Source organism: Vibrio sp. 10N.286.46.A8 (assembly GCF_041470165.1).
In the GTDB taxonomy this organism is placed as follows: Bacteria; Pseudomonadota; Gammaproteobacteria; order Enterobacterales; family Vibrionaceae; genus Vibrio; species Vibrio tasmaniensis_A.
The window spans coordinates 1-18178 of the sequence record NZ_JBFRLX010000077.1 but is presented as its reverse complement, the minus strand read 5'-3'; the positions used below and the strand labels follow the sequence as shown (position 1 = coordinate 18178).

At 45.8% G+C, this 18178-nt stretch carries 21 protein-coding genes; 10 read left to right on the top strand and 11 right to left on the bottom strand.

All coding sequences use genetic code 11. The features are described 5' to 3' along the window. Window positions 1-320: 320 nt before the first annotated feature. Both AB4232_RS09275 and AB4232_RS09270 read right to left on the bottom strand, forming a co-directional pair. Window positions 321-584 carry a YihD family protein gene (locus AB4232_RS09275; RefSeq protein WP_009848104.1) on the bottom strand — a complete coding sequence of 88 codons (264 nt, stop codon included), beginning with the start codon at window positions 582-584 and terminating at the stop codon, window positions 321-323. Window positions 585-715: 131 nt separating this feature from the next. Next, window positions 716-883: a hypothetical protein gene (locus tag AB4232_RS09270; protein ID WP_009848103.1), complete on the bottom strand. Its 168-nt coding sequence runs from the start codon at window positions 881-883 to the stop codon at window positions 716-718. Between the two features lie 283 nt (window positions 884-1166). Here AB4232_RS09270 and AB4232_RS09265 point away from each other — a divergent pair, with 283 nt between their 5' ends. After that, complete coding sequence (locus AB4232_RS09265) at window positions 1167-1958, top strand: sporulation protein (RefSeq protein ID WP_009848102.1); 792 nt, start codon at window positions 1167-1169, stop codon at window positions 1956-1958. Window positions 1959-2131: 173 nt separating this feature from the next. Continuing rightward, a complete protein-coding gene (locus tag AB4232_RS09260) occupies window positions 2132-2785 on the top strand; it encodes a hemolysin III family protein (protein ID WP_004735763.1) in 654 nt (217 codons plus the stop codon). 22 nt (window positions 2786-2807) lie between these two features. On the opposite strand, the gene AB4232_RS09255 is transcribed toward AB4232_RS09260, so the two are convergent. From AB4232_RS09255 to def, 6 genes are all read right to left on the bottom strand, one after another. Further along, on the bottom strand, window positions 2808-3362 hold the full coding sequence (locus tag AB4232_RS09255) for a DUF3157 family protein (RefSeq protein WP_009848100.1): 555 nt from the start codon (window positions 3360-3362) through the stop codon (window positions 2808-2810). 26 nt (window positions 3363-3388) lie between these two features. After that, window positions 3389-4834 (bottom strand): TrkH family potassium uptake protein, encoded by a 1446-nt coding sequence (locus AB4232_RS09250; protein WP_009848099.1) that lies wholly within the window; start codon window positions 4832-4834, stop codon window positions 3389-3391. Between the two features lie 95 nt (window positions 4835-4929). Then, window positions 4930-6306, bottom strand: coding sequence for a Trk system potassium transporter TrkA (gene trkA / locus AB4232_RS09245; RefSeq protein WP_004735766.1), 1377 nt, complete (start codon window positions 6304-6306; stop codon window positions 4930-4932). A 110-nt stretch (window positions 6307-6416) separates the two neighbouring features. Next, window positions 6417-7697 carry a 16S rRNA (cytosine(967)-C(5))-methyltransferase RsmB gene (rsmB, locus tag AB4232_RS09240; protein ID WP_137033838.1) on the bottom strand — a complete coding sequence of 427 codons (1281 nt, stop codon included), beginning with the start codon at window positions 7695-7697 and terminating at the stop codon, window positions 6417-6419. A gap of 119 nt (window positions 7698-7816) precedes the next feature. Beyond that, complete coding sequence (gene fmt, locus AB4232_RS09235) at window positions 7817-8782, bottom strand: methionyl-tRNA formyltransferase (protein ID WP_135382208.1); 966 nt, start codon at window positions 8780-8782, stop codon at window positions 7817-7819. 38 nt (window positions 8783-8820) lie between these two features. Further along, complete coding sequence (gene def / locus AB4232_RS09230; RefSeq protein ID WP_004735769.1) at window positions 8821-9333, bottom strand: peptide deformylase; 513 nt, start codon at window positions 9331-9333, stop codon at window positions 8821-8823. Between the two features lie 140 nt (window positions 9334-9473). Between def and AB4232_RS09225 the strand changes: the two genes are divergently transcribed. Genes AB4232_RS09225 through AB4232_RS09210 form a run of 4 tightly spaced genes read left to right on the top strand, consistent with a single transcriptional unit; the run spans window position 9474 to window position 12736 of the window. Continuing rightward, entirely contained in the window at window positions 9474-10565 is a 1092-nt protein-coding gene (locus AB4232_RS09225) for a LysM peptidoglycan-binding domain-containing protein (protein WP_135382209.1), read from the top strand. Then, a complete protein-coding gene (gene dprA / locus AB4232_RS09220) occupies window positions 10562-11674 on the top strand; it encodes a DNA-processing protein DprA (RefSeq protein ID WP_135382210.1) in 1113 nt (370 codons plus the stop codon). The genes AB4232_RS09225 and dprA overlap by 4 nt, the downstream gene beginning before the upstream one ends. Before the next feature lie 3 nt (window positions 11675-11677). Next, window positions 11678-12154, top strand: a complete 477-nt coding sequence (locus tag AB4232_RS09215) for a DUF494 family protein (RefSeq protein WP_009848094.1) — start codon at window positions 11678-11680, stop codon at window positions 12152-12154. A 12-nt stretch (window positions 12155-12166) separates the two neighbouring features. Continuing rightward, complete coding sequence (locus AB4232_RS09210; RefSeq protein ID WP_135382211.1) at window positions 12167-12736, top strand: type I DNA topoisomerase; 570 nt, start codon at window positions 12167-12169, stop codon at window positions 12734-12736. A 67-nt stretch (window positions 12737-12803) separates the two neighbouring features. On the opposite strand, the gene AB4232_RS09205 is transcribed toward AB4232_RS09210, so the two are convergent. Both AB4232_RS09205 and purE read right to left on the bottom strand, forming a co-directional pair. Continuing rightward, window positions 12804-13934 (bottom strand): 5-(carboxyamino)imidazole ribonucleotide synthase, encoded by a 1131-nt coding sequence (locus AB4232_RS09205; protein ID WP_135382212.1) that lies wholly within the window; start codon window positions 13932-13934, stop codon window positions 12804-12806. 5 nt (window positions 13935-13939) lie between these two features. Next, entirely contained in the window at window positions 13940-14425 is a 486-nt protein-coding gene (purE, locus tag AB4232_RS09200; RefSeq protein WP_004735777.1) for a 5-(carboxyamino)imidazole ribonucleotide mutase, read from the bottom strand. A 195-nt stretch (window positions 14426-14620) separates the two neighbouring features. Here purE and AB4232_RS09195 point away from each other — a divergent pair, with 195 nt between their 5' ends. From AB4232_RS09195 to AB4232_RS09180, 4 genes are all read left to right on the top strand, one after another. Then, window positions 14621-15178, top strand: a complete 558-nt coding sequence (locus AB4232_RS09195; RefSeq protein ID WP_135382213.1) for an L-threonylcarbamoyladenylate synthase — start codon at window positions 14621-14623, stop codon at window positions 15176-15178. A gap of 19 nt (window positions 15179-15197) precedes the next feature. Then, window positions 15198-16115 (top strand): oxygen-dependent coproporphyrinogen oxidase, encoded by a 918-nt coding sequence (hemF, locus tag AB4232_RS09190; RefSeq protein ID WP_372086979.1) that lies wholly within the window; start codon window positions 15198-15200, stop codon window positions 16113-16115. A gap of 77 nt (window positions 16116-16192) precedes the next feature. Next, the gene (aroE, locus tag AB4232_RS09185) at window positions 16193-17023 is read left to right on the top strand and encodes a shikimate dehydrogenase (RefSeq protein WP_372086978.1); all 831 of its coding nucleotides are present in this window, start codon (window positions 16193-16195) and stop codon (window positions 17021-17023) included. A gap of 17 nt (window positions 17024-17040) precedes the next feature. Then, entirely contained in the window at window positions 17041-17310 is a 270-nt protein-coding gene (locus tag AB4232_RS09180) for a DUF1488 domain-containing protein (RefSeq protein ID WP_017087268.1), read from the top strand. On the opposite strand, the gene AB4232_RS09175 is transcribed toward AB4232_RS09180, so the two are convergent. Then, window positions 17307-17852, bottom strand: coding sequence for a gamma carbonic anhydrase family protein (locus AB4232_RS09175; protein WP_004735783.1), 546 nt, complete (start codon window positions 17850-17852; stop codon window positions 17307-17309). The genes AB4232_RS09180 and AB4232_RS09175 overlap by 4 nt on opposite strands. Window positions 17853-18178: the final 326 nt, after the last annotated feature.

Here is an 18178-nt window from a genome sequence, read left to right as displayed (position 1 = left end):
TCCTTTTTGTGGCTTGTTTGCCCGGTTAACTCGAGCATGACGACATTACTTGAAAGTATGGTTTAGAGAACCTGTAGAAATTGAGCTTGGTGCATTTATTGGTATCGCACTCACTCTTATTATTTTAGAAGATTCTTATGGATGGCGATTATAGCGACAATCTTGTTCTCATTTCTTTAACGCTATCAACCTTTAACAACAAAAGTCATAACAGTTGTGACGAAAAAATAGCGAACAGAAACAAAAAAGCGACCGAGTGGTCGCTTTTAAACATTGAGTGTTTTATCTATACGGCAATTGAGCCCTAAATAAATAGGCGACTAAAGAAGGCCACGCGCTTTTAGAATTGCGGTTTTGAAATCATCTTCTTGGTCTTTTTTAAGACCTGGGATCATTTCATCTTTTTCGCTATTACGCATTTTTAGATGGTAGATAAGAACATCGTCAGTTAGCTCTTCAAGCTTACCTTGGTAGCCCGCTTCTTTTGATAGCTTAATGATGAACTCTAATAGGTTAAGCTCTTGATCTTTCTGCCACTCAGGCTCCATCAGTTCAAGCAGTTCTTCAATGCGGTGACACTTCATACTTTATTTCTCCACAAATTTTATAATGATTTGTGGCTAAGGTATCAAATCGGGTAGGGAATACCAATGTGTAAACACATTTCAAGATGGGAGCGGGCAAGAAAAAAGCGCAGTAAAAACTGCGCTTTTTGTTAAGCGGCTTTAATTACTTTTGTTGCAGTCGGTGCTAATAAAGCAGCCTTCTCAACGAGAGTCATTGTAGGAGCCAATTTCTTAGCCGTTGGAGCAGCAACAAAGCCACTACGACGACGCATCGCACTACGGTTGGTGTGCGAGAACCTGACAGCTGTTGGGCGCATTAATTTACCTAACGGTCAGGCATATCCATTGCCAATCTAATGGCCTGATTTATCATGAGCTCCGCCTCAATTACTTGAAGAGTCACTCGTCTGGCTTTCGCCAATCCGAAAAATAAATCAGGATAATGATATGCATGCATATCAAGGGTTAGATTATCACTATCTAAGTTATCGATCGACGCCTGAGTGATAATTAAACGATATTAGAGCTAAAATAGTGTGAGCAGTATATTTGAGTTTGAACCTCTTTCAGGCTTAAGATGATGTTTTAAAGGAGGTGCATATGTCGTTCTTAAAGAAAACGTTAGCAAGTTTTGGAATTGGATCTGCCAAGGTGGATTCTGTATTGCAACAGGAAGTGCTTTATCCAGGTAAGAAGGCGAGCATTATTGTACATGTCTACGGAGGCGCTCAGCCGCAGGAGATCGATAACATTGATCTCAACTTATGCTGTCGCTACGTCAAAGAAGTTACCGCGAACTCGCAAGGACAAGAGGGCGGTCATAAACGCCGAATGCACCAGACGTACTCGCTGGCAAAATGGAGCTTGCCGTATGCCTTTGTGATTCAGCCGGGTGAAACCCGTGACTTTGAATGTGAGTTTGATGTGCCACTGAACACACCGGTTACGATTGGTGATTCAAAGGTATGGCTGGAAACCGGGTTGGATATTGCGATGGCGATTGACCCATCGGATAAAGACACCTTAACGGTTCGTCCCGACCCACTGCTCGATGGTATTTTTAACGAGCTTGAAGCTCAAGGCCTGCGCATTCGTCAAGTGGAATGTGAAGCGGTTAAAGGCTTTGAACTGCCGTTTGTACAAGAGTTTGAGTTTGTGCCGACGACGGGTCCTTATCATGGCCGTTGGCGTGAATTGGAAGTGGTGGCTCATCGTGATGAAACAGAGCTGAAGTTGTGGTTCGAGATTGATAGAAATCGCGATGGTGCAAAAGGCATGTTAGCGAGCTTGCTAGGCGTTGGTAAGCTACAGCGTCAATTGAGTGTGCCACTGGATACCTCACCACAAGATGCTGGCAAGATGGTACTTGAATATCTAGATAACGCCTCTTAGTTCCTATAACCCTTTATTTAACTCTTTGGTTATTTAGCTTTGGATCTTTTAGCTTCATTACATATTTCAGGTGTCATTAATGTCATAAAAGGTGTCATAAAAATTTAAGCTTACACGTGTAAGCTTAATGTGCAATACTGGGTCAATCGAACATTTACTCTAGTAGGATATTCATGTCTGCATCATCAGCCAGCGAATACAGTGACATCGAAGAACGCGCTAATGCAATAACCCATGGCTTGGGCGTTGTGCTCGGCGTGGTTGGTCTGATCTTGCTGCTTATTCGTGCGTTTGATTACCAAGCCGACATGCTAACTGTTGCTAGTATGGCGGTGTATGGCAGCAGTATTATTCTGCTCTTTCTCGCCTCCACGTTGTACCACTCTATCACCACTGAGAAAACCAAGCGCTTACTCAAAACCCTTGACCACTGTGCGATTTATTTGTTGATTGCGGGCAGTTACACGCCGTTTCTCTTAGTGGGCTTAAGAACTCCATTAGCGATGGGCTTGATGGCGGTGATCTGGGGGATTGCGCTAGTGGGCATCATCATGAAGATAGCCTTCGTTTATCGATTCAAGCGTTTATCGCTGTTCATTTACCTAGCGATGGGTTGGCTATCTTTGATAGTTGTTTATCAATTAGCGATGAATATCGATATAGGTGGTTTGGTGTTACTGGCAGTTGGCGGAGTGATTTACTCGCTGGGTGTGATTTTCTATGTGGCAAAACGCATCCCTTATAACCATGCCATCTGGCACTTGTTTGTATTGGCGGGCTGCGCTTGCCATTTCTTCGCTATCTATCTGTTTGTGACACCGGTTTAGTTTTGATTGAACCGGTATGCCCCTAACGGGTAGAAACGTCAGTGATCTCCACGTCTATTTTATATTCAGGATACTTATCAACATCGATCGCTAAGTATTTACCTTCTGCCGAAGTTTGTGGTCGAAGGTAGGTATCAGCAAGGCGCTTAATGGATTGCCAAGTGTTGATACTGCCTTGATGCAGCAGCTCACCCGTTGGTGAGTAGACAGTGATATTTAGCGTAACTAGCACGACGGCTTCTGTGCTTTGGTTAGTGACTGAAATTGGTAAGATTAGCTGTTCATTCTCGTAGAGTCCTGCCCCAATCAAAACGTCCACACCTGATTTGGAAAGCTGCAAGCTTGGCTTGGTGTCTCCAATCTTGATTGTGGTACCGCGTGTGTTTTTGGCTACAGGAATACTCGTCAATGCTGACTCTGCATTCGATGATGCGTTACTCACATACTGCCAAGTAAAATCGTCTTTTAGTAACACTTGCTTACCATCAGACAATGTGACCATTTGATCAGCAAAGGCAGAACTTACGAATACTGAGTTTGCGAGCAATGCGCTAGCGAGAAGTACGTATGATTTCATCTGTGTTTCCTTAAATATTCGCGTAATTAGCGTCGCCAAAAGGCTGGGAAAAATAGAACAATGAGCGTTAGTATCTCAAGTCGGCCCATCAACATGCCTAAACTTAATAACCATTTAGCGGCGTCTGGCAGTGGAGCAAAGTTCCCGGTTGGACCGATCACGCTGCCCATGCCTGGGCCCACGTTGGCAACGGCTGTGATAGCGCCTGAGATGCTTGTTATTGGGTCTAACCCCATCGCACTCAAACCACCAGCAATTAAGATAATCGTAATAAAGAACATCAAACCAAATGCCACGAGTGAACGCACAATATCGTCATTCACAGGTCGCTGATTGTAGCGTTGAACAAACACGCCTGATGGGTGAATCAGCTTCATCATTTGTTTGTGGAGCATGGTCATCGCAATCTGGAAACGGAAGATTTTAATACCGCCAGAGGTTGAACCCGAGCAAGCTCCCGCCATCATTAGGAATGCAAACAAGGTGGTTGGCAGTGCACCCCAGGCGGTGAAGTCTTCTAGGCCAAAACCGGTTGTGGTGACGACTGATACGATGTTGAACATCGAAACACGCATCGCATCCATAACAGTGTAGCCATCTCTAACCACCAACCATGTTGATATTACGGCGCTGGTGACCAAGAACAGGTACGTGAAACCTCTCACTTGCGCGTCTTTGTAGAGGATTGAGAGTTTTCGGCCTCGCAGTGCGCTAACAAACAGTAAGAACGGCAGGCCGCCAAGGAACATGAACAGGGTTCCCACCCAGTGAGCACTGTTGGAGAAGTGGTTCATCGATCCATCTGAGGTTGAGTAACCCCCCGTCGACAGTGTTGTGAACGCGTGATTGATCGCGTCAAAGATGCCCATGCCTGCAAACAAATAGCTAATGATGCATAAACCAGTCAGAACCAGATAAACCGCCACGATGTTCTTCGCGACGGTTTTTGCTCGTGGGCTGCTTTTATCTGACCAGTCGGATGATTCGGTTTGGAACAGGCGCATACCACCAACGTTGAGCATTGGTAGAACCGCTACCGCCATGACGATGAAGCCGATACCACCTAACCATTGCAGTATAGAACGCCACAACAGAATGCTTGGTGCCATGCTGTCTAAGCCGCTTAATACGGTTGAGCCTGTCGTGGTGATACCTGACATGGTTTCGAAGTAGGCGTCCGTAAAGCTGATGTGGTTAATGAAGACAAATGGCAGGGCGGCAAAGGCGCTGGCAATGGTCCAAACCAAAGAGGTGATAAGGAACATGTCCCGCACCCCAAGTCGGAACTTAGCGGAGCGGCCTAAACTCAAGCAGATAAACGCCACTATGTGCGTGATCACGACCGATTGACCAAACTCGAGAAAGCCACCGGTGCCTGTGAAAAAGGCAACCAATGTAGGGATGTACATGAAAAGGGCGAGTTTTGATAACACTAACCCTATCACTAATAATATCGGACGAAAGTTGACCATAGCTTAATAGACCATAGCTTTAATTGATTACAGCTTTGTGCCGGAGCGCCGTTCTCACAAAAGAAAGTTGCGAGAAGAAGCTCACGAGAACAAGGCTATAAGAAGAACGGGCTCGGTTGGAATAGAGACTCAACATCCGGTACGTATTTCTTGTCCACTAGGAACATCACTACGTGGTCATCTTGTTCGATTACGGTTCTATCGTGTGCGATAAGTACTTCTTCTCCGCGAACAATCGCACCAATGGTGGTGCCCGGTGGCAGTTTGATGTCGCCAATCGCTCGGCCAACAACCTTAGAGGTGGTTTCGTCACCGTGAGCAATGGCTTCGATCGCCTCTGCAGCGCCGCGACGTAGAGAGGATACGTTTACAATATCAGCACGACGAACGTGAGTAAGCAGCGCAGAAATGGTCGCTTGCTGTGGAGATATCGCAATATCAATCACGCCACCCTGAACAAGGTCGACATAAGCGCCACGCTGAATCAGCACCATTACTTTCTTGGCGCCCATTCGCTTCGCCAGCATCGCTGACATGATGTTGGTTTCATCTTCATTGGTTAGAGCGATGAACACATCTACCTGATCGATGTTCTCTTCGGTCAGCAGTTCTTGGTCGGCTGCATCACCACAGAATACGATGGTGTTTTCTAATTCTTCAGATAGCTTCTCGGCGCGAGTGTAGCTGCGCTCGATAAGCTTGATGCTGTAGCTCTGTTCAAGGCGTTTTGCCAAGCTTGCACCAATGTTACCACCGCCAACAATCATGATGCGACGATACGGTTTCTCTAGACGCTGAAGCTCACTCATTACTGAGCGGATATGGTTACTTGCTGCCACAAAGAAAACCTCATCATCGGCTTCAATGATGGTAGTACCTTGTGGGCGAATAGGGCGACCTTGACGGAAGATAGCGGCAACACGAGTATCAATGTGCGGCATGTGCTCACGCAAAGCAGACAGTGCGTTACCGACCAGTGGCCCACCGTAGTAGGCTTTTACCGCGACTAGGCTAACTTTCTGTTCAGCAAAGCTCACAACCTGCAATGCACCTGGATATTGAATCAGGCGCTCGATGTAGCTGGTGACGAGTTCTTCTGGGGCAATCAAATGATCGACCGGAATCGCCCCTGATTTGAAGAGTGCTTCTTTCTCTTCTAAATACTGTGGAGAGCGGATACGGGCAATACGGTTTGGTGTGTTAAACAGAGAAAAGGCAACCTGACATGCGGCCATGTTGGTTTCATCCATGTTGGTTACGGCAACCAACATGTCGGCATCTTGCGCGCCCGCTTCACGTAGTGTGTTCGGGTGGCTGGCATAACCGTTTACAACCCTAAGGTCGTATTTGTCCTGAAGTTCACGAAGTCGGTCGGCATTACGGTCGACGATCGTGATGTCATTGTTTTCACCCACTAGGTTTTCAGCAAGGGTGCCGCCAACTTGTCCAGCACCTAGAATAATGATCTTCATAGCCTTTCTCTTATTTTTGCCGTTGTAATTCTAGTGATCTATTTTCGCATTTGATAATGCACTAGAAAGAAACAGCGGCTAAGAAATAAATTCTTAGCCGCTGTTAGTTGTTATGCCTGTTTTACTAGAACTGCGTAGTAGAAGCCATCCATATCTTCTTCACCAGGCAGTATTTGACGACCCGGTTTTTCGATATCAGACCCAACCAGCGTTGCGTTCTCGGTACGCTCTAAGAATGCTTTCACTTGCAGCACGTTTTCTTGCGGCGTGATAGAACATGTCGCATAAACCATAGTGCCGCCTTCTTTTAGCTGGCGCCACATTGCATCCAAGATCTCGCTTTGCAGCTCTGCTAGAGCATCAATATCAGATGCACGGCGTAGCCACTTAATGTCAGGGTGACGGCGGATTACACCCGTCGCTGAACACGGAGCATCAAGTAGGATGCGGTCAAACTGACTGCCCGTCCACCACTCTTCAGGGTAGCGAGCATCACCACAGATTACGTCGGCACGTAGTTGTAGGCGTTCAAGGTTATCGTAAACGCGGTCTAGGCGTTTAATATCACTGTCGATTGCAACCACTTCAGTGTCTTGAGTATGTTCAAGAATGTGTGCAGTTTTACCACCAGGTGCTGCGCAGCAATCTAGGATTAGCTCACCATCTTTTGGTGTTAGGTAATCAACAGAAAGTTGAGCTGCAGCATCTTGTACTGATACCCAGCCTCGGTCGAAACCAGGAAGCAAAGTAACATCACAAGGTGATGCTAATTTTATGGCATCAGCCGCTTCAGGGTGCAGTGTGTATTCAATGTTTTCGTTTTTAAGCAGTTCAACATACTCGTCACGAGTGTGGTGTTGGCGGTTTACGCGCAGCCACATTGGTGCCTTGCTGTTGTTTGCTTCAACCAATTGCTCCCACTGATCTGGGTAGCTTTCTTGAAGCATTTTTAGAATCCAGCTTGGATGGCTGTATTTGCCCGCATTGTGGCTAACGGCTTTCTCATCTAGCTCTTCTTGATCGCGCAGGTAGCTGCGAAGTACTGCGTTGATCAAACCACTCAGGCTTGGGCCGCGCAGTGTTTTGGTTGCTTCAACTGTTTCAGCAACGGCGGCATGCGAAGGAATTCGCATAAAGCCCAACTGATAAATGCCTACTAGGATCAGGTGATGGAAGACGCGCTTTTTACCTTTAAGCGAGTTTTCCATCAGTTCGTTAGCGATTGACTCTAAGCGAGGCAGGTAACGAAGTGCGCCGTAGCAAATCTCTTGCAGTAGAGCATGGTCTCGCGGACGGATCGTTTTTTGAGCCGCAGGGAGAGCGTGTGAAAGAGAGTGGCCTTTATCGACAACTTGGAATAGGACATTTGCAGCAGCAGCGCGAACATTCATGAGGGGTACCGAATATTTATTTGAATACATGAGGGCATCTCTGCCCTCGTAAAGGTTTTCTAAACTGTGTTTTTACAAGCTACACATTTTTAAGTGCATATTGAGTAGCTTTAAAGCGGTTAAGAAAGTTGAGTACCAACTTCAAACCAGCTTGCACGTGAGTTCAAGATGTCTTGAACTGACATGGCTTTTTTACCTGGAACTTGTAGCTGTTCCAATACTAGTACTTTGTCGCCAGTCGCAACATAAATACCAGTCTTATCTGCTTTGATGATTGAGCCAGCTGGCGCAGATGTCGATTCTTCATCAACACGCGTCTGCCAAACTTTAATGCTTTTTTCATCATTAGAGCTGCTATCAACAATCGCAAAGTGACTCATTGGCCACGGGTTGAAAGCGCGCACACAACGTTCGATGTGTTCTGCACTGTCATTCCAATCAATTTTAGCTTCTTCTTTGCTCAGCTTCTTCGCGTAGTTAGCAAGTTCGTCGTCTTGCTTCTCAGCAACAGCCTTACCAGAAGCTATGTCTGCTAAACACTCAACAAGAGCATCAGGACCAAGGCCAGCCAACTTCTCGTACATTGACGCACTGGTATCTGTAGATTCGATTGGTAGCGTCGCGATACTTAGCATGTCACCAGTATCTAGGCCGATATCCATCTGCATGATCGTCACGCCAGTCTCTTTATCGCCCGCCCAGATAGAGCGTTGGATTGGAGCAGCACCACGCCAGCGCGGCAGGATAGAGCCATGCACGTTAATACAACCCAAGCGAGGCGTATCTAGTACAGCTTGTGGAAGAAGTAAGCCGTATGCGACAACAACCATGATGTCAGCATTCAAACCTGCTAGCTCTTGCTTAGCTTCATCTGACTTGAAATTTTCTGGTTGGTAAACCGGAATATTGTTTTCAAGTGCGATGTTTTTTACTGGGCTCGCAGTCAGTTTTTTACCGCGGCCTGCTGGACGATCTGGCTGTGTGTAAACAGCAATAACTTCATGCTCCGAAGACAACAACGCCGCCAAGTGACGGGCGGCGAAATCCGGAGTACCTGCGAAGACAATTCTTAAAGATTGACCCAAGGTAGACTTCCTTCTTAATTTAGTAATAGCAGCGGTTATTAACCTTGTTTCTCGTTGAAACGTTTAATCTTCGCTAGCTTATCTTGAATACGTTTGCGCTTTAGTGGCGATAGGTAATCAACAAACAACTTGCCTTCAAGGTGGTCAAGTTCGTGCTGAACACAGATAGCCAGAAGGTCGTCAGCGTCGAATGTGAATTCGTTGCCTTCACGATCTAATGCTTTAACCGTTACTTCTGCAGCGCGAGGTACTAGAGCTCGAGCGCCTGGTACAGATAGGCAGCCTTCTTCGATACCATCTTCGCCACGTTTGTCGGTAATTTCAGGGTTGATCAGAACCATAGGCTCGTCACGTGTTTCTGAAATATCGATAACAACGATGCGCTGGTGGAAATCTACTTGCGTTGCCGCAAGGCCGATACCTTCTTCGTCGTACATGGTTTCAATCATGTCATCAACGAACTTTTGAATCTCTGGGGTAACTTCTTTTACCGGTTTCGCCACGGTACGTAGACGATCATCTGGTAATGTTAATACTTGTAATACAGACATATACACTCGAAATATTGAACTGTGCCGAAACAGCTTAAACCTTGTTGGCTCAATTCTAGACATTTTAGAGGTCAAATGACAGCATCCTGAAGGTAATTCTCTAATCAGATGTCATATATTCAGACCAAGGAACCTAGGTCATGCGTCATTTTTTCCCCGCTTTATCTCTTATTTGTGCCTCGCTTTCGTTCGCCACTATGGCTGAAAATAGTGAACAACCTTTAACCATTAAACAAGGAGCACCCGAAGAGTATGTGGTGGTGAAGGGCGATACTTTGTGGGATATATCCGCGATGTATCTCGATAGCCCTTGGTTGTGGCCAAGGTTATGGCAGGTAAACCCTGAAATAGAAAACCCTCACCTTATTTACCCTGGAGATAAATTGTCTTTGGTTTGGATTAATGGTGAGCCTGTATTGAGCCTCAAACCCGTCATCAAGCTAAGCCCTAAGATTCGTGTCTCTGAGAAGAAAGCAGTACCTACCGTCAATGAGGGGCTGGTTTTGCCGTATCTACAATCTGATCGCTTGGTTGAGCAGCAAGATATTCAATCGGCTCAACGAGTGTTGGGGACAAGTGATGGTAAACGTTTCTTATCAGGTGAAGACCGACTATTTATCTCGGGCAATCAGCAACATCAAAAATGGGGTATTTACCGTTCTGTCGAAACTTATCAACGACAACAACATCAAGCGAGTATTACCTCTTTGCGTTTGGTCGCCACGGCGCGTTTGAAAGAGGTGGATGCTGAGTTCAGTAGTTTACAGATAGAGACTCAACTGCAAGAGGTGTTACTTAATGACCTCGTGTTACCAGAACTTGGCGTTGCTCAGGTGAAGCTCTCAACCACATTTTATCCAGCGCCTAGTGCTGCGGGGCAGTTTGCTAATATCTTGGGTTCATTAGATGGCAGCCAATACAGTGCAAAGAATCAAGTGGTCGTTATTAATAAAGGCTCACAGGACAATCTTCGCCAAGGCTCTATGTTTACGCTCAGTGAAAGCGGCGCTGTGGTGTTTGGTAAGCAAGGTGAATACAGCTACAAAGAGTCTGCGGCGAGCGATAAGGTGCAGTTGCCAAGTACCTCACTTGGTAGTTTGATGGTCATTCGTCCTTATGAGTATTTTAGCTTGGCCTTGATCACTCAGAGCTCAAAACCGGTTAGTAATGATATTCTGGCGGTATCGCCTTTGGATCTGGCTTTGAAGGAAGAAGCTAAGGGCACCGAGTGAATGAGCAACAACTGAGTGCTTGGTTAACTCTAAGTTTTGTTCCGCAATTAGGTGGCAAGCGCCTTTCTCGACTGCTGAGTATTGATTCCCCTTTGAATATTGTTGGTTACTCAAGTCAGCAACTACAAGCGCTTGGTTTGTCTGCCAAGCAAATTGCCTATCTAAGAGATCAAGCCCCAAGAGAAGTGGAGGCTTGCCTAGAGTGGCAAGCAAGACAACCCAACCATCACATCATTACCCCGAATTGCTCGCATTATCCCAAACTACTGAATGAGACCGCCTCTGCGCCAAGCGTACTTTTCGTTAAAGGTCACGTTGAAAAACTGATTGAGCCTCAAATCGCAATGGTTGGCAGTCGTAATGCCAGTATTGAAGGGCTGCAAACCGCGAAGTCGTTCGCCAAAGAGTTTGTGCAAAATGGCTTGATTGTCACGAGTGGCTTAGCGTTGGGTATTGATGGTTATGCTCATGATGGTGCTCTAGATAAAGGAGGGGAGACTTTCGCGGTTTTAGGTTCAGGTTTGGATTCAATTTACCCTGCGAGGCACAGAAACCTAGCGGATAGGATTTGTGAGAATGGTGCGCTGATCTCAGAATTCCGCCCAAGCGCAAAGCCACGACCTGAACATTTCCCTCGACGTAACCGTATTATAAGTGGGTTATCGCTCGGAACCTTGGTAGTTGAAGCGGCTGAGAAGAGTGGCTCTTTGATTACAGCTCGCTATGCCATGGAGCAAGGCCGAGAGGTGTTTGCGCTTCCTGGCTCTATTCATAACCCAACCAGTCGAGGAGGTAATAGCTTAATCAAAGCTGGAGCATGTTTGGTACAGAGTGCACAAGATGTTCTGATTGAAATAAAGAGTCTGTTAGACTGGTCTATCGATCAGCAACCCAGCTTGTTCGAACCTACGCCCAGTATGGGGGAAAATGAACAATTGCCATTTCCACAGCTGTTAGCTAACGTAGGGTTAGAGGCGACACCCGTTGATATTTTGGCACAGAGAACCCATATACCTGTGCATGAGGTCATGATGCAGCTTTTAGAGCTTGAGCTCTCAGGGCATGTTGTTGCAGTTTCCGGTGGCTATATTCGAAAGGGGAGAGGCTAAGCTATGATGATGGACATACTGATGTACTTGTTTGAAACCTACATCCATAGCGATTCTGAATTGCAGGTGGATCAAGATGAGCTGGAAGATGAACTTCTTCGAGCAGGGTTTCACCAAGATGATATTTATAAGGCCCTCCATTGGTTAGAAGATCTTGCTGCATTGCAAGATACTGAGAATCAAGCGGCGATTAGTGTGTGTTCCAATACCTCGATGCGTATTTATACCAGTCGAGAGATTTCACGTATTAATATGGAGTGTCGAGGCTTCTTATTGTTCCTTGAGCAGATCAACGTGCTTACGACAGAGATTCGTGAAATGGTGATTGATCGTGTGATGGGGCTTGAGACCAACGAATTTGAATTGGATGATCTGAAATGGATTATCTTAATGGTGCTATTTAATGTACCGGGTAATGAAAGTGCTTACACGCAAATGGAAGAGCTGTTGTACACCAAAGAGCAAGGTATCTTGCATTAATACAGGCTTGTCATGAGTAGTAAGATTGATAATCAGCTTTTTTCAGCACATGAACATGCATTAGAGCATGAACCATGTCCACAGTGTGGTGGAGAGCTTCAGCTTCGCCATGGTAAGCACGGCCCATTTTTAGGCTGTAAGCAGTATCCGAGCTGTGATTACATCAAGCCGTTGCATCAAAATGATGGCCACGTGGTGAAAGAGTTGGGTGTACCGTGCCCTAAATGCCAAAACGAATTGGTATTAAGGCAAGGCCGCTTTGGGATGTTCATTGGCTGTAGCAGTTACCCAACGTGTAATCACATCGAATCTTTGGACCAACCAAAAGAACAACTTGAAGAGCAGCCACTTGTTGCTTGCCCTGAGTGTGGCAGAGGCCATTTGGTTGAGCGTAAATCTCGCTATGGCAAAACCTTCTATGCTTGTGATAACTACCCAAAGTGTAAGTTCGCAGTAAACCAACCACCTATTATCGGTCGTTGTGAAGAGTGTCAGTTCCCGTTGTTACTTGAGAAGAAAACAGCCAATGGAACCAAGAAACAATGCGCTGATCGCAAGTGTCACCACATTCAATCTCAATAACCTGATGTTATAGACAAAAAAACGGCGCTCACTGAGCGCCATTTTTATATCAAATCCACAATGTCGGCTACTTCATCTGCTCAGCAAACTCATGCACAGCAGGGTAAGCTTGCTTATCGAGAATGTCTGCCAGTGAGCATAACGCTCTTTGCAGTTCTGCGTTGTAGTCAGCGCTCACGTTAATGTGGCCCATCTTACGACCTGCACGCTTCTCTTTGCCATACCAATGAACATGACAGCCACCTTGAGCTAGAATAGCCCCGGGTAGGGTATCTTCACCAAGAATGTTGATCATTGCGGTTGGGCGAATCAGTTTAGTACTGCCTAGTGGCATACCACACACAGCACGTAGGTGGTTCTCAAACTGACAAGTTTCAGCGCCTTGCTGTGTCCAATGGCCAGAGTTATGAACGCGTGGTGCAATCTCATTAACCAGCAGTGAACCTTGAACATCAAAGAACTCAAGTGCTAGCACGCCAACGTAATCCAAACGTTCTGCAACAGCGGTGAACATGGTTTTTGCTTGCTCTTGCAGTTCAATGTCATCAATCGCTGTCGATAAGCTCAATACGCCGTCGGTGTGAACATTTTCAGCCAGTGGGTACACTTGGATCTCGCCATTGGCGCCACGAGCACCGACAAGTGATACTTCGCGGTCAAACGGAATGAACTCTTCAGCCACAATCGCTTGGTTGTCTGTTGCTGCAATGCACTCAGCCATTTCTGTCCAAGTTGACTCAACATTATCTAATGTCTTTAAGCGCCACTGGCCTTTACCATCGTAGCCGCCAAGTGTGCTCTTCAATACCATTGGTAAGCCTACGTGAGCGATTGCAGCGTCAAAGTCTTCGCGAGAGTTAATCACGTAGTACTTAGCATTTTTCACGTTTGCTTCGTCTAACAGGGCTTTTTCAAGACGACGGTCACCGCCAGCTTTGATTGCTTCTGTTGTCGGTAAGAACTTACCGCTGCGCTCACATACCTCAAGCACGTCGTGAGGGATATGTTCGAACTCTGCAGTAATGACGTCCGCACGCTCAATCGCATTGTCTAAGCCGTTGCCTAGAATTGCTTGCGTTAATGGGTGAACAATATTTTTGCTGCCAACATCAAAAGCAGAAATTTCAATATTCAGCGGTGCCCCAGCTAGGGACATCATGCGAGCAAGTTGGCCCGCGCCTAACACAAGAACATGCATGGGAATTAGTCCTCAGCAGGGTTTGGATTAGCCAGAACCGTTTCTGTTTGCTCAGAGCGGAACGCTTCTACTTTTGCCATCACTTCTTCATTGTGAGTACCAATGATTTGGGCTGCTAGGATACCAGCATTGGCAGCGCCAGCTTCACCGATAGCCAAAGTACCTACTGCAATGCCTTTTGGCATCTGTACGATAGAAAGCAGAGAATCCATGCCTTTCAGTGCTTTAGATTGAACAGGAACACCTAAAACAGGTACGCTTGTGAAAGCTGCAGCCATGCCCGGAAGATGCGCAGCACCGCCAGCACCAGCAATAATCACTTTAATACCGCGCTCTTTCGCACTGGTTGCGTAGTCAGCAAGCAACTGAGGTGTGCGGTGAGCAGAAACCACTTTTGTTTCGTACGCCACGCCAAACTGATCCAACATTTCTGCAGCTAGCTTCATTGTTGGCCAATCAGATTTAGAACCCATGATAATACCGACAGTCATCTCAAACTCCTTCAGGTACGATTTAATTAGTGATTAGATATTTTGCGCGCATTATACGGGTAAAATTGCTTAAGGAAAACGTTTGCGTCAGTCTAAGTTGTTAATTGATACATTTTATAAACAAATAGCTTTAGTCACAGTGAATGATAATTTGTACACTTAGCGAGTTCGATAACAGAATTAATGAGGCAACCCTTGGATAACTTTCAACATACTTTGCAGGCATTACAACAAGGTGAAGTCATTGCTTACCCGACTGAAGGCGTTTTTGGGGTCGGTTGTGATCCCGATAATCCACAAGCCATTAAGAAATTGCTCGATTTAAAACAGCGGCCGATGGAGAAAGGGTTGATCCTAATTGCTGCGAGTTACGAGCAGTTGCTGCCCTATATTGATGAAAGCCAGTTGACGGAAGCGCAGTTAGCGACCGTAAAAGCAACATGGCCGGGACCAGTGACTTGGATACTGCCAACCAGCAGTAAAGTAACTGATTGGGTCAGCGGCCAGTTTGATTCCATCGCGGTACGAGTGACTGATCACCCTTTGGTTCAAAGAATGTGTAATGAATTCGGTAAGCCGTTAACCTCGACCAGTGCCAACCTGACAGGTGAACCGCCTTGTATGACGACTGAAGAAGTTCAACAGCAACTTGGCCAACATTTGGTCGCTATTTTAGAAGGTCAAACGGGTGGTCGTGAGAAGCCAAGCGAAATTAGAGATGCAAAAACGTCGAAAATATTAAGACAGGGTTAAACCCTGCAAAGGAAGAAAGATGTCAGCAATTGATAAAGAAGCAGTAAAACAGTTTTTACTGAGCCTACAAGATTCGATTTGCCAGCAGCTTGAGCAAGCTGATAGCACTGCACTGTTTGAAGAAGATGCATGGCAGCGTGAACCTGGCGAGCGCCTTGGTGGCGGTGGTCGAACTCGCGTGATGACCAATGGTGCGGTATTCGAGCAAGGTGGGGTTAATTTCTCTCACGTAGCGGGTAAGGCGATGCCTGCCTCAGCCACAGCTCACCGCCCTGAATTAGCCGGACGTAAGTTTGAGGCTATGGGGGTTTCATTAGTTATCCACCCTAAAAACCCATATATCCCAACCTCACACGCGAACGTTCGATTCTTCATTGCGGAAAAAGAAGGGGAAGACCCAATTTGGTGGTTTGGTGGTGGTTTTGACTTAACGCCATTTTATCCTTTTGATGAAGACTGCCAATCTTGGCATCAAACCGCTAAAGACCTGTGTGCGCCGTTTGGTGATGACGTTTATCAAGAACACAAGGAGTGGTGTGATAAGTACTTCTATCTGCCTCACCGTGATGAAACACGTGGTGTTGGTGGTCTGTTCTTTGATGACTTAAATGAGTGGGGCTTCGATAAGAGCTTTGCTTATATGCAGGCGGTCGGTGAAGGTTTTACAGCCGCTTATCTACCAATAGTTGAGCGTCGTAAAGCGACACCTTATAGTGAGCGCGAGCGTGACTTCCAGCTATATCGTCGTGGTCGCTATGTTGAGTTTAACTTAGTGTATGACCGAGGCACCTTATTTGGCCTGCAAAGTGGTGGTCGCACAGAGTCTATATTGATGTCGATGCCGCCATTGGCTCGCTGGGAATATCGCTACGAACCACAAGCAGGTTCACCAGAAGCTCTGCTTTATAGCGACTACCTAAAGCCTCGAGTTTGGTAGTTCTTCCTTCCTTATAGGGATAGTGATAGGGTCATCTATATAGATGACCCTTTTTATTATTTCTGTTAGGTAAGGATATGACACAGCAAGTAGATCGTTATGCCGTTTTCGGTAACCCTATTGGGCAAAGCAAATCGCCATTCATTCACACATTATTTGCTCGCCAAACCAGCCAACAACTTACCTATACAGCACTCCAGCCAGAACAAGGTGAATTCATCACTGCTGCTCAAGCATTTTTTAGTGAAGGTGGGAGAGGGTGTAATGTCACTGCGCCATTTAAAGAAGATGCTTATCAGTTCGCTAATCGCCTGACTGAGAGAGCTGAACTAGCAGGTGCTGTAAACACACTTAAGAAGCTAGATGATGGAGAGATCATTGGTGATAACACCGATGGTGAAGGTTTAGTTCAAGATCTTCTTCAACATCAAGTAGTCCTAGAAGGGGCTCGCGTTCTTCTACTTGGTGCTGGTGGTGCTGCTCGAGGAGTGATTCAACCTCTACTCGACCAAAAGCCACAACAGTTGGTGGTCGCTAATCGAACCAGTTCAAAGGCTGAACTTCTGGCTGAGATGTTTTCTTCACATGGAAACATCAAAGGAATGGGGTTAAGTGATGTTAATGAAGGGTTTGATGTCATCATTAACTCGACCTCGTCTGGTCTAAGTGGTCAGCTTCCTGAAATTTCTGAGGTTATTTTCAATTCGAACAGTACCGTTTATGACATGGTTTACGGATCGGGCAACACGGTATTCAATCAGTGGGCACTAGATAATGGTGTTCACGCTGCTTATGATGGTTTGGGTATGTTGGTAGGACAGGCCGCTGAGAGTTTCATGCTGTGGCGTGGTCTTCGCCCTGGGACAAAACAGATTTTAAGAGAATTACGTAGAAACTTAGAGATGTAACAAGGTATTTATAAAAAATGAATCAATCAATTCTATTTCCGGATATCCAAGATTGGGATGAAGCAAGTCAATCTATCACTTTCCCAGCACAGCAATCGGGTGCATTGATTGAATGTGTCTTATCTATTGAAGAATTATCACGATTGGCAGGTAAAGAGATAGAAGAGGGCGATCAAGCTATAGTTATCTTTTCAGAGTTACGTTTCGATATTGAAGAGCTAGCGGAAGAGTTAATAGAAGAAGAGGAGTATGACTCCTCTAATCGGATTCAGATCAAAGCGCTTTAAACTGGAAGCACAGAGTCTAGATAGTCGTTTTTATTCTGAACATAGTTGTCAGCTGACTTCTGTAAAAAGGCACGCTCCTTATCATTTAATGGGCGTGCTTGTTTTACCGGGCTTCCTACATATAGATAACCGCTCTCAAGTACCTTATTAGGCGGGACTAAGCTACCAGCACCAATCATCACTTCTTCTTTAATAATCACGCCATCAAGCACGATAGCTCCCATACCAACAAGTACACGATCTTCAATCGTGCAGCCATGCAGCATTACTTTATGTCCGATAGTGACATCATTACCTATTAATAGCGGGTAACCCTCAGGGTTTTCTGCATTCTTATGGGTGACGTGCAAAACGCTGCCGTCTTGGATATTCGTTCTATCTCCAATATGAATGTGGTTCACATCTCCTCGAGCTGCAACCAAAGGCCACACGCTAGAGTCGTCACCGATTTTGATATCCCCAACCAGTACCGAACTTGTATCTATATAGACACCTTGTCCAATCTGAGGGGATATTCCTTTATAACTGCGCATTGAACTCATAAATCCTCCTTTATATAGGCACCTTAAGCCCTTAATTAAGGGGAATACTAGTGAAAATGGGGTGTTTTGAACAAAAAACGCTCGAACAATCAAAAAAGTAAGAAAAACTTCAAAAAGGGCTTGCCAGTGTGATCGAAATCTCTATAATGCGACCTCGTTGAAACGGGAAGGCTTCGTAAGAAACCAAAACGAATCAGCAGGTCAAATTAGCCAAGCTAAGCGCTTGAAAAAAGTTTTGAAAATAGTGGTTGACACTAAAACTTAAATCGCTAAAATGGCCGTCCGATTTGAGCGAAGCTCAAAAAGGAAAAGCTCTTTAACAATTT

What these genes read in the sequence shown, in the direction of transcription:
- AB4232_RS09270 (WP_009848103.1), bottom strand. Translation starts at nt 883, where the DNA reads ATGCGCCCAACAGCTGTCAGGTTCTCGCACACCAACCGTAGTGCGATG.
- AB4232_RS09215 (WP_009848094.1), top strand. Translation starts at nt 11,678, where the DNA reads ATGATGATGGACATACTGATGTACTTGTTTGAAACCTACATCCATAGC.
- def (WP_004735769.1), bottom strand. Translation starts at nt 9,333, where the DNA reads ATGTCTGTATTACAAGTATTAACATTACCAGATGATCGTCTACGTACC.
- trkA (WP_004735766.1), bottom strand. Translation starts at nt 6,306, where the DNA reads ATGAAGATCATTATTCTAGGTGCTGGACAAGTTGGCGGCACCCTTGCT.
- AB4232_RS09175 (WP_004735783.1), bottom strand. Translation starts at nt 17,852, where the DNA reads ATGAGTTCAATGCGCAGTTATAAAGGAATATCCCCTCAGATTGGACAA.
- AB4232_RS09250 (WP_009848099.1), bottom strand. Translation starts at nt 4,834, where the DNA reads ATGGTCAACTTTCGTCCGATATTATTAGTGATAGGGTTAGTGTTATCA.
- hemF (WP_372086979.1), top strand. Translation starts at nt 15,198, where the DNA reads ATGTCAGCAATTGATAAAGAAGCAGTAAAACAGTTTTTACTGAGCCTA.
- AB4232_RS09275 (WP_009848104.1), bottom strand. Translation starts at nt 584, where the DNA reads ATGAAGTGTCACCGCATTGAAGAACTGCTTGAACTGATGGAGCCTGAG.
- purE (WP_004735777.1), bottom strand. Translation starts at nt 14,425, where the DNA reads ATGACTGTCGGTATTATCATGGGTTCTAAATCTGATTGGCCAACAATG.
- AB4232_RS09205 (WP_135382212.1), bottom strand. Translation starts at nt 13,934, where the DNA reads ATGCATGTTCTTGTGTTAGGCGCGGGCCAACTTGCTCGCATGATGTCC.
- AB4232_RS09260 (WP_004735763.1), top strand. Translation starts at nt 2,132, where the DNA reads ATGTCTGCATCATCAGCCAGCGAATACAGTGACATCGAAGAACGCGCT.
- AB4232_RS09210 (WP_135382211.1), top strand. Translation starts at nt 12,167, where the DNA reads ATGAGTAGTAAGATTGATAATCAGCTTTTTTCAGCACATGAACATGCA.
- rsmB (WP_137033838.1), bottom strand. Translation starts at nt 7,697, where the DNA reads ATGAATGTTCGCGCTGCTGCTGCAAATGTCCTATTCCAAGTTGTCGAT.
- AB4232_RS09180 (WP_017087268.1), top strand. Translation starts at nt 17,041, where the DNA reads ATGAATCAATCAATTCTATTTCCGGATATCCAAGATTGGGATGAAGCA.
- AB4232_RS09265 (WP_009848102.1), top strand. Translation starts at nt 1,167, where the DNA reads ATGTCGTTCTTAAAGAAAACGTTAGCAAGTTTTGGAATTGGATCTGCC.
- aroE (WP_372086978.1), top strand. Translation starts at nt 16,193, where the DNA reads ATGACACAGCAAGTAGATCGTTATGCCGTTTTCGGTAACCCTATTGGG.
- AB4232_RS09255 (WP_009848100.1), bottom strand. Translation starts at nt 3,362, where the DNA reads ATGAAATCATACGTACTTCTCGCTAGCGCATTGCTCGCAAACTCAGTA.
- AB4232_RS09225 (WP_135382209.1), top strand. Translation starts at nt 9,474, where the DNA reads ATGCGTCATTTTTTCCCCGCTTTATCTCTTATTTGTGCCTCGCTTTCG.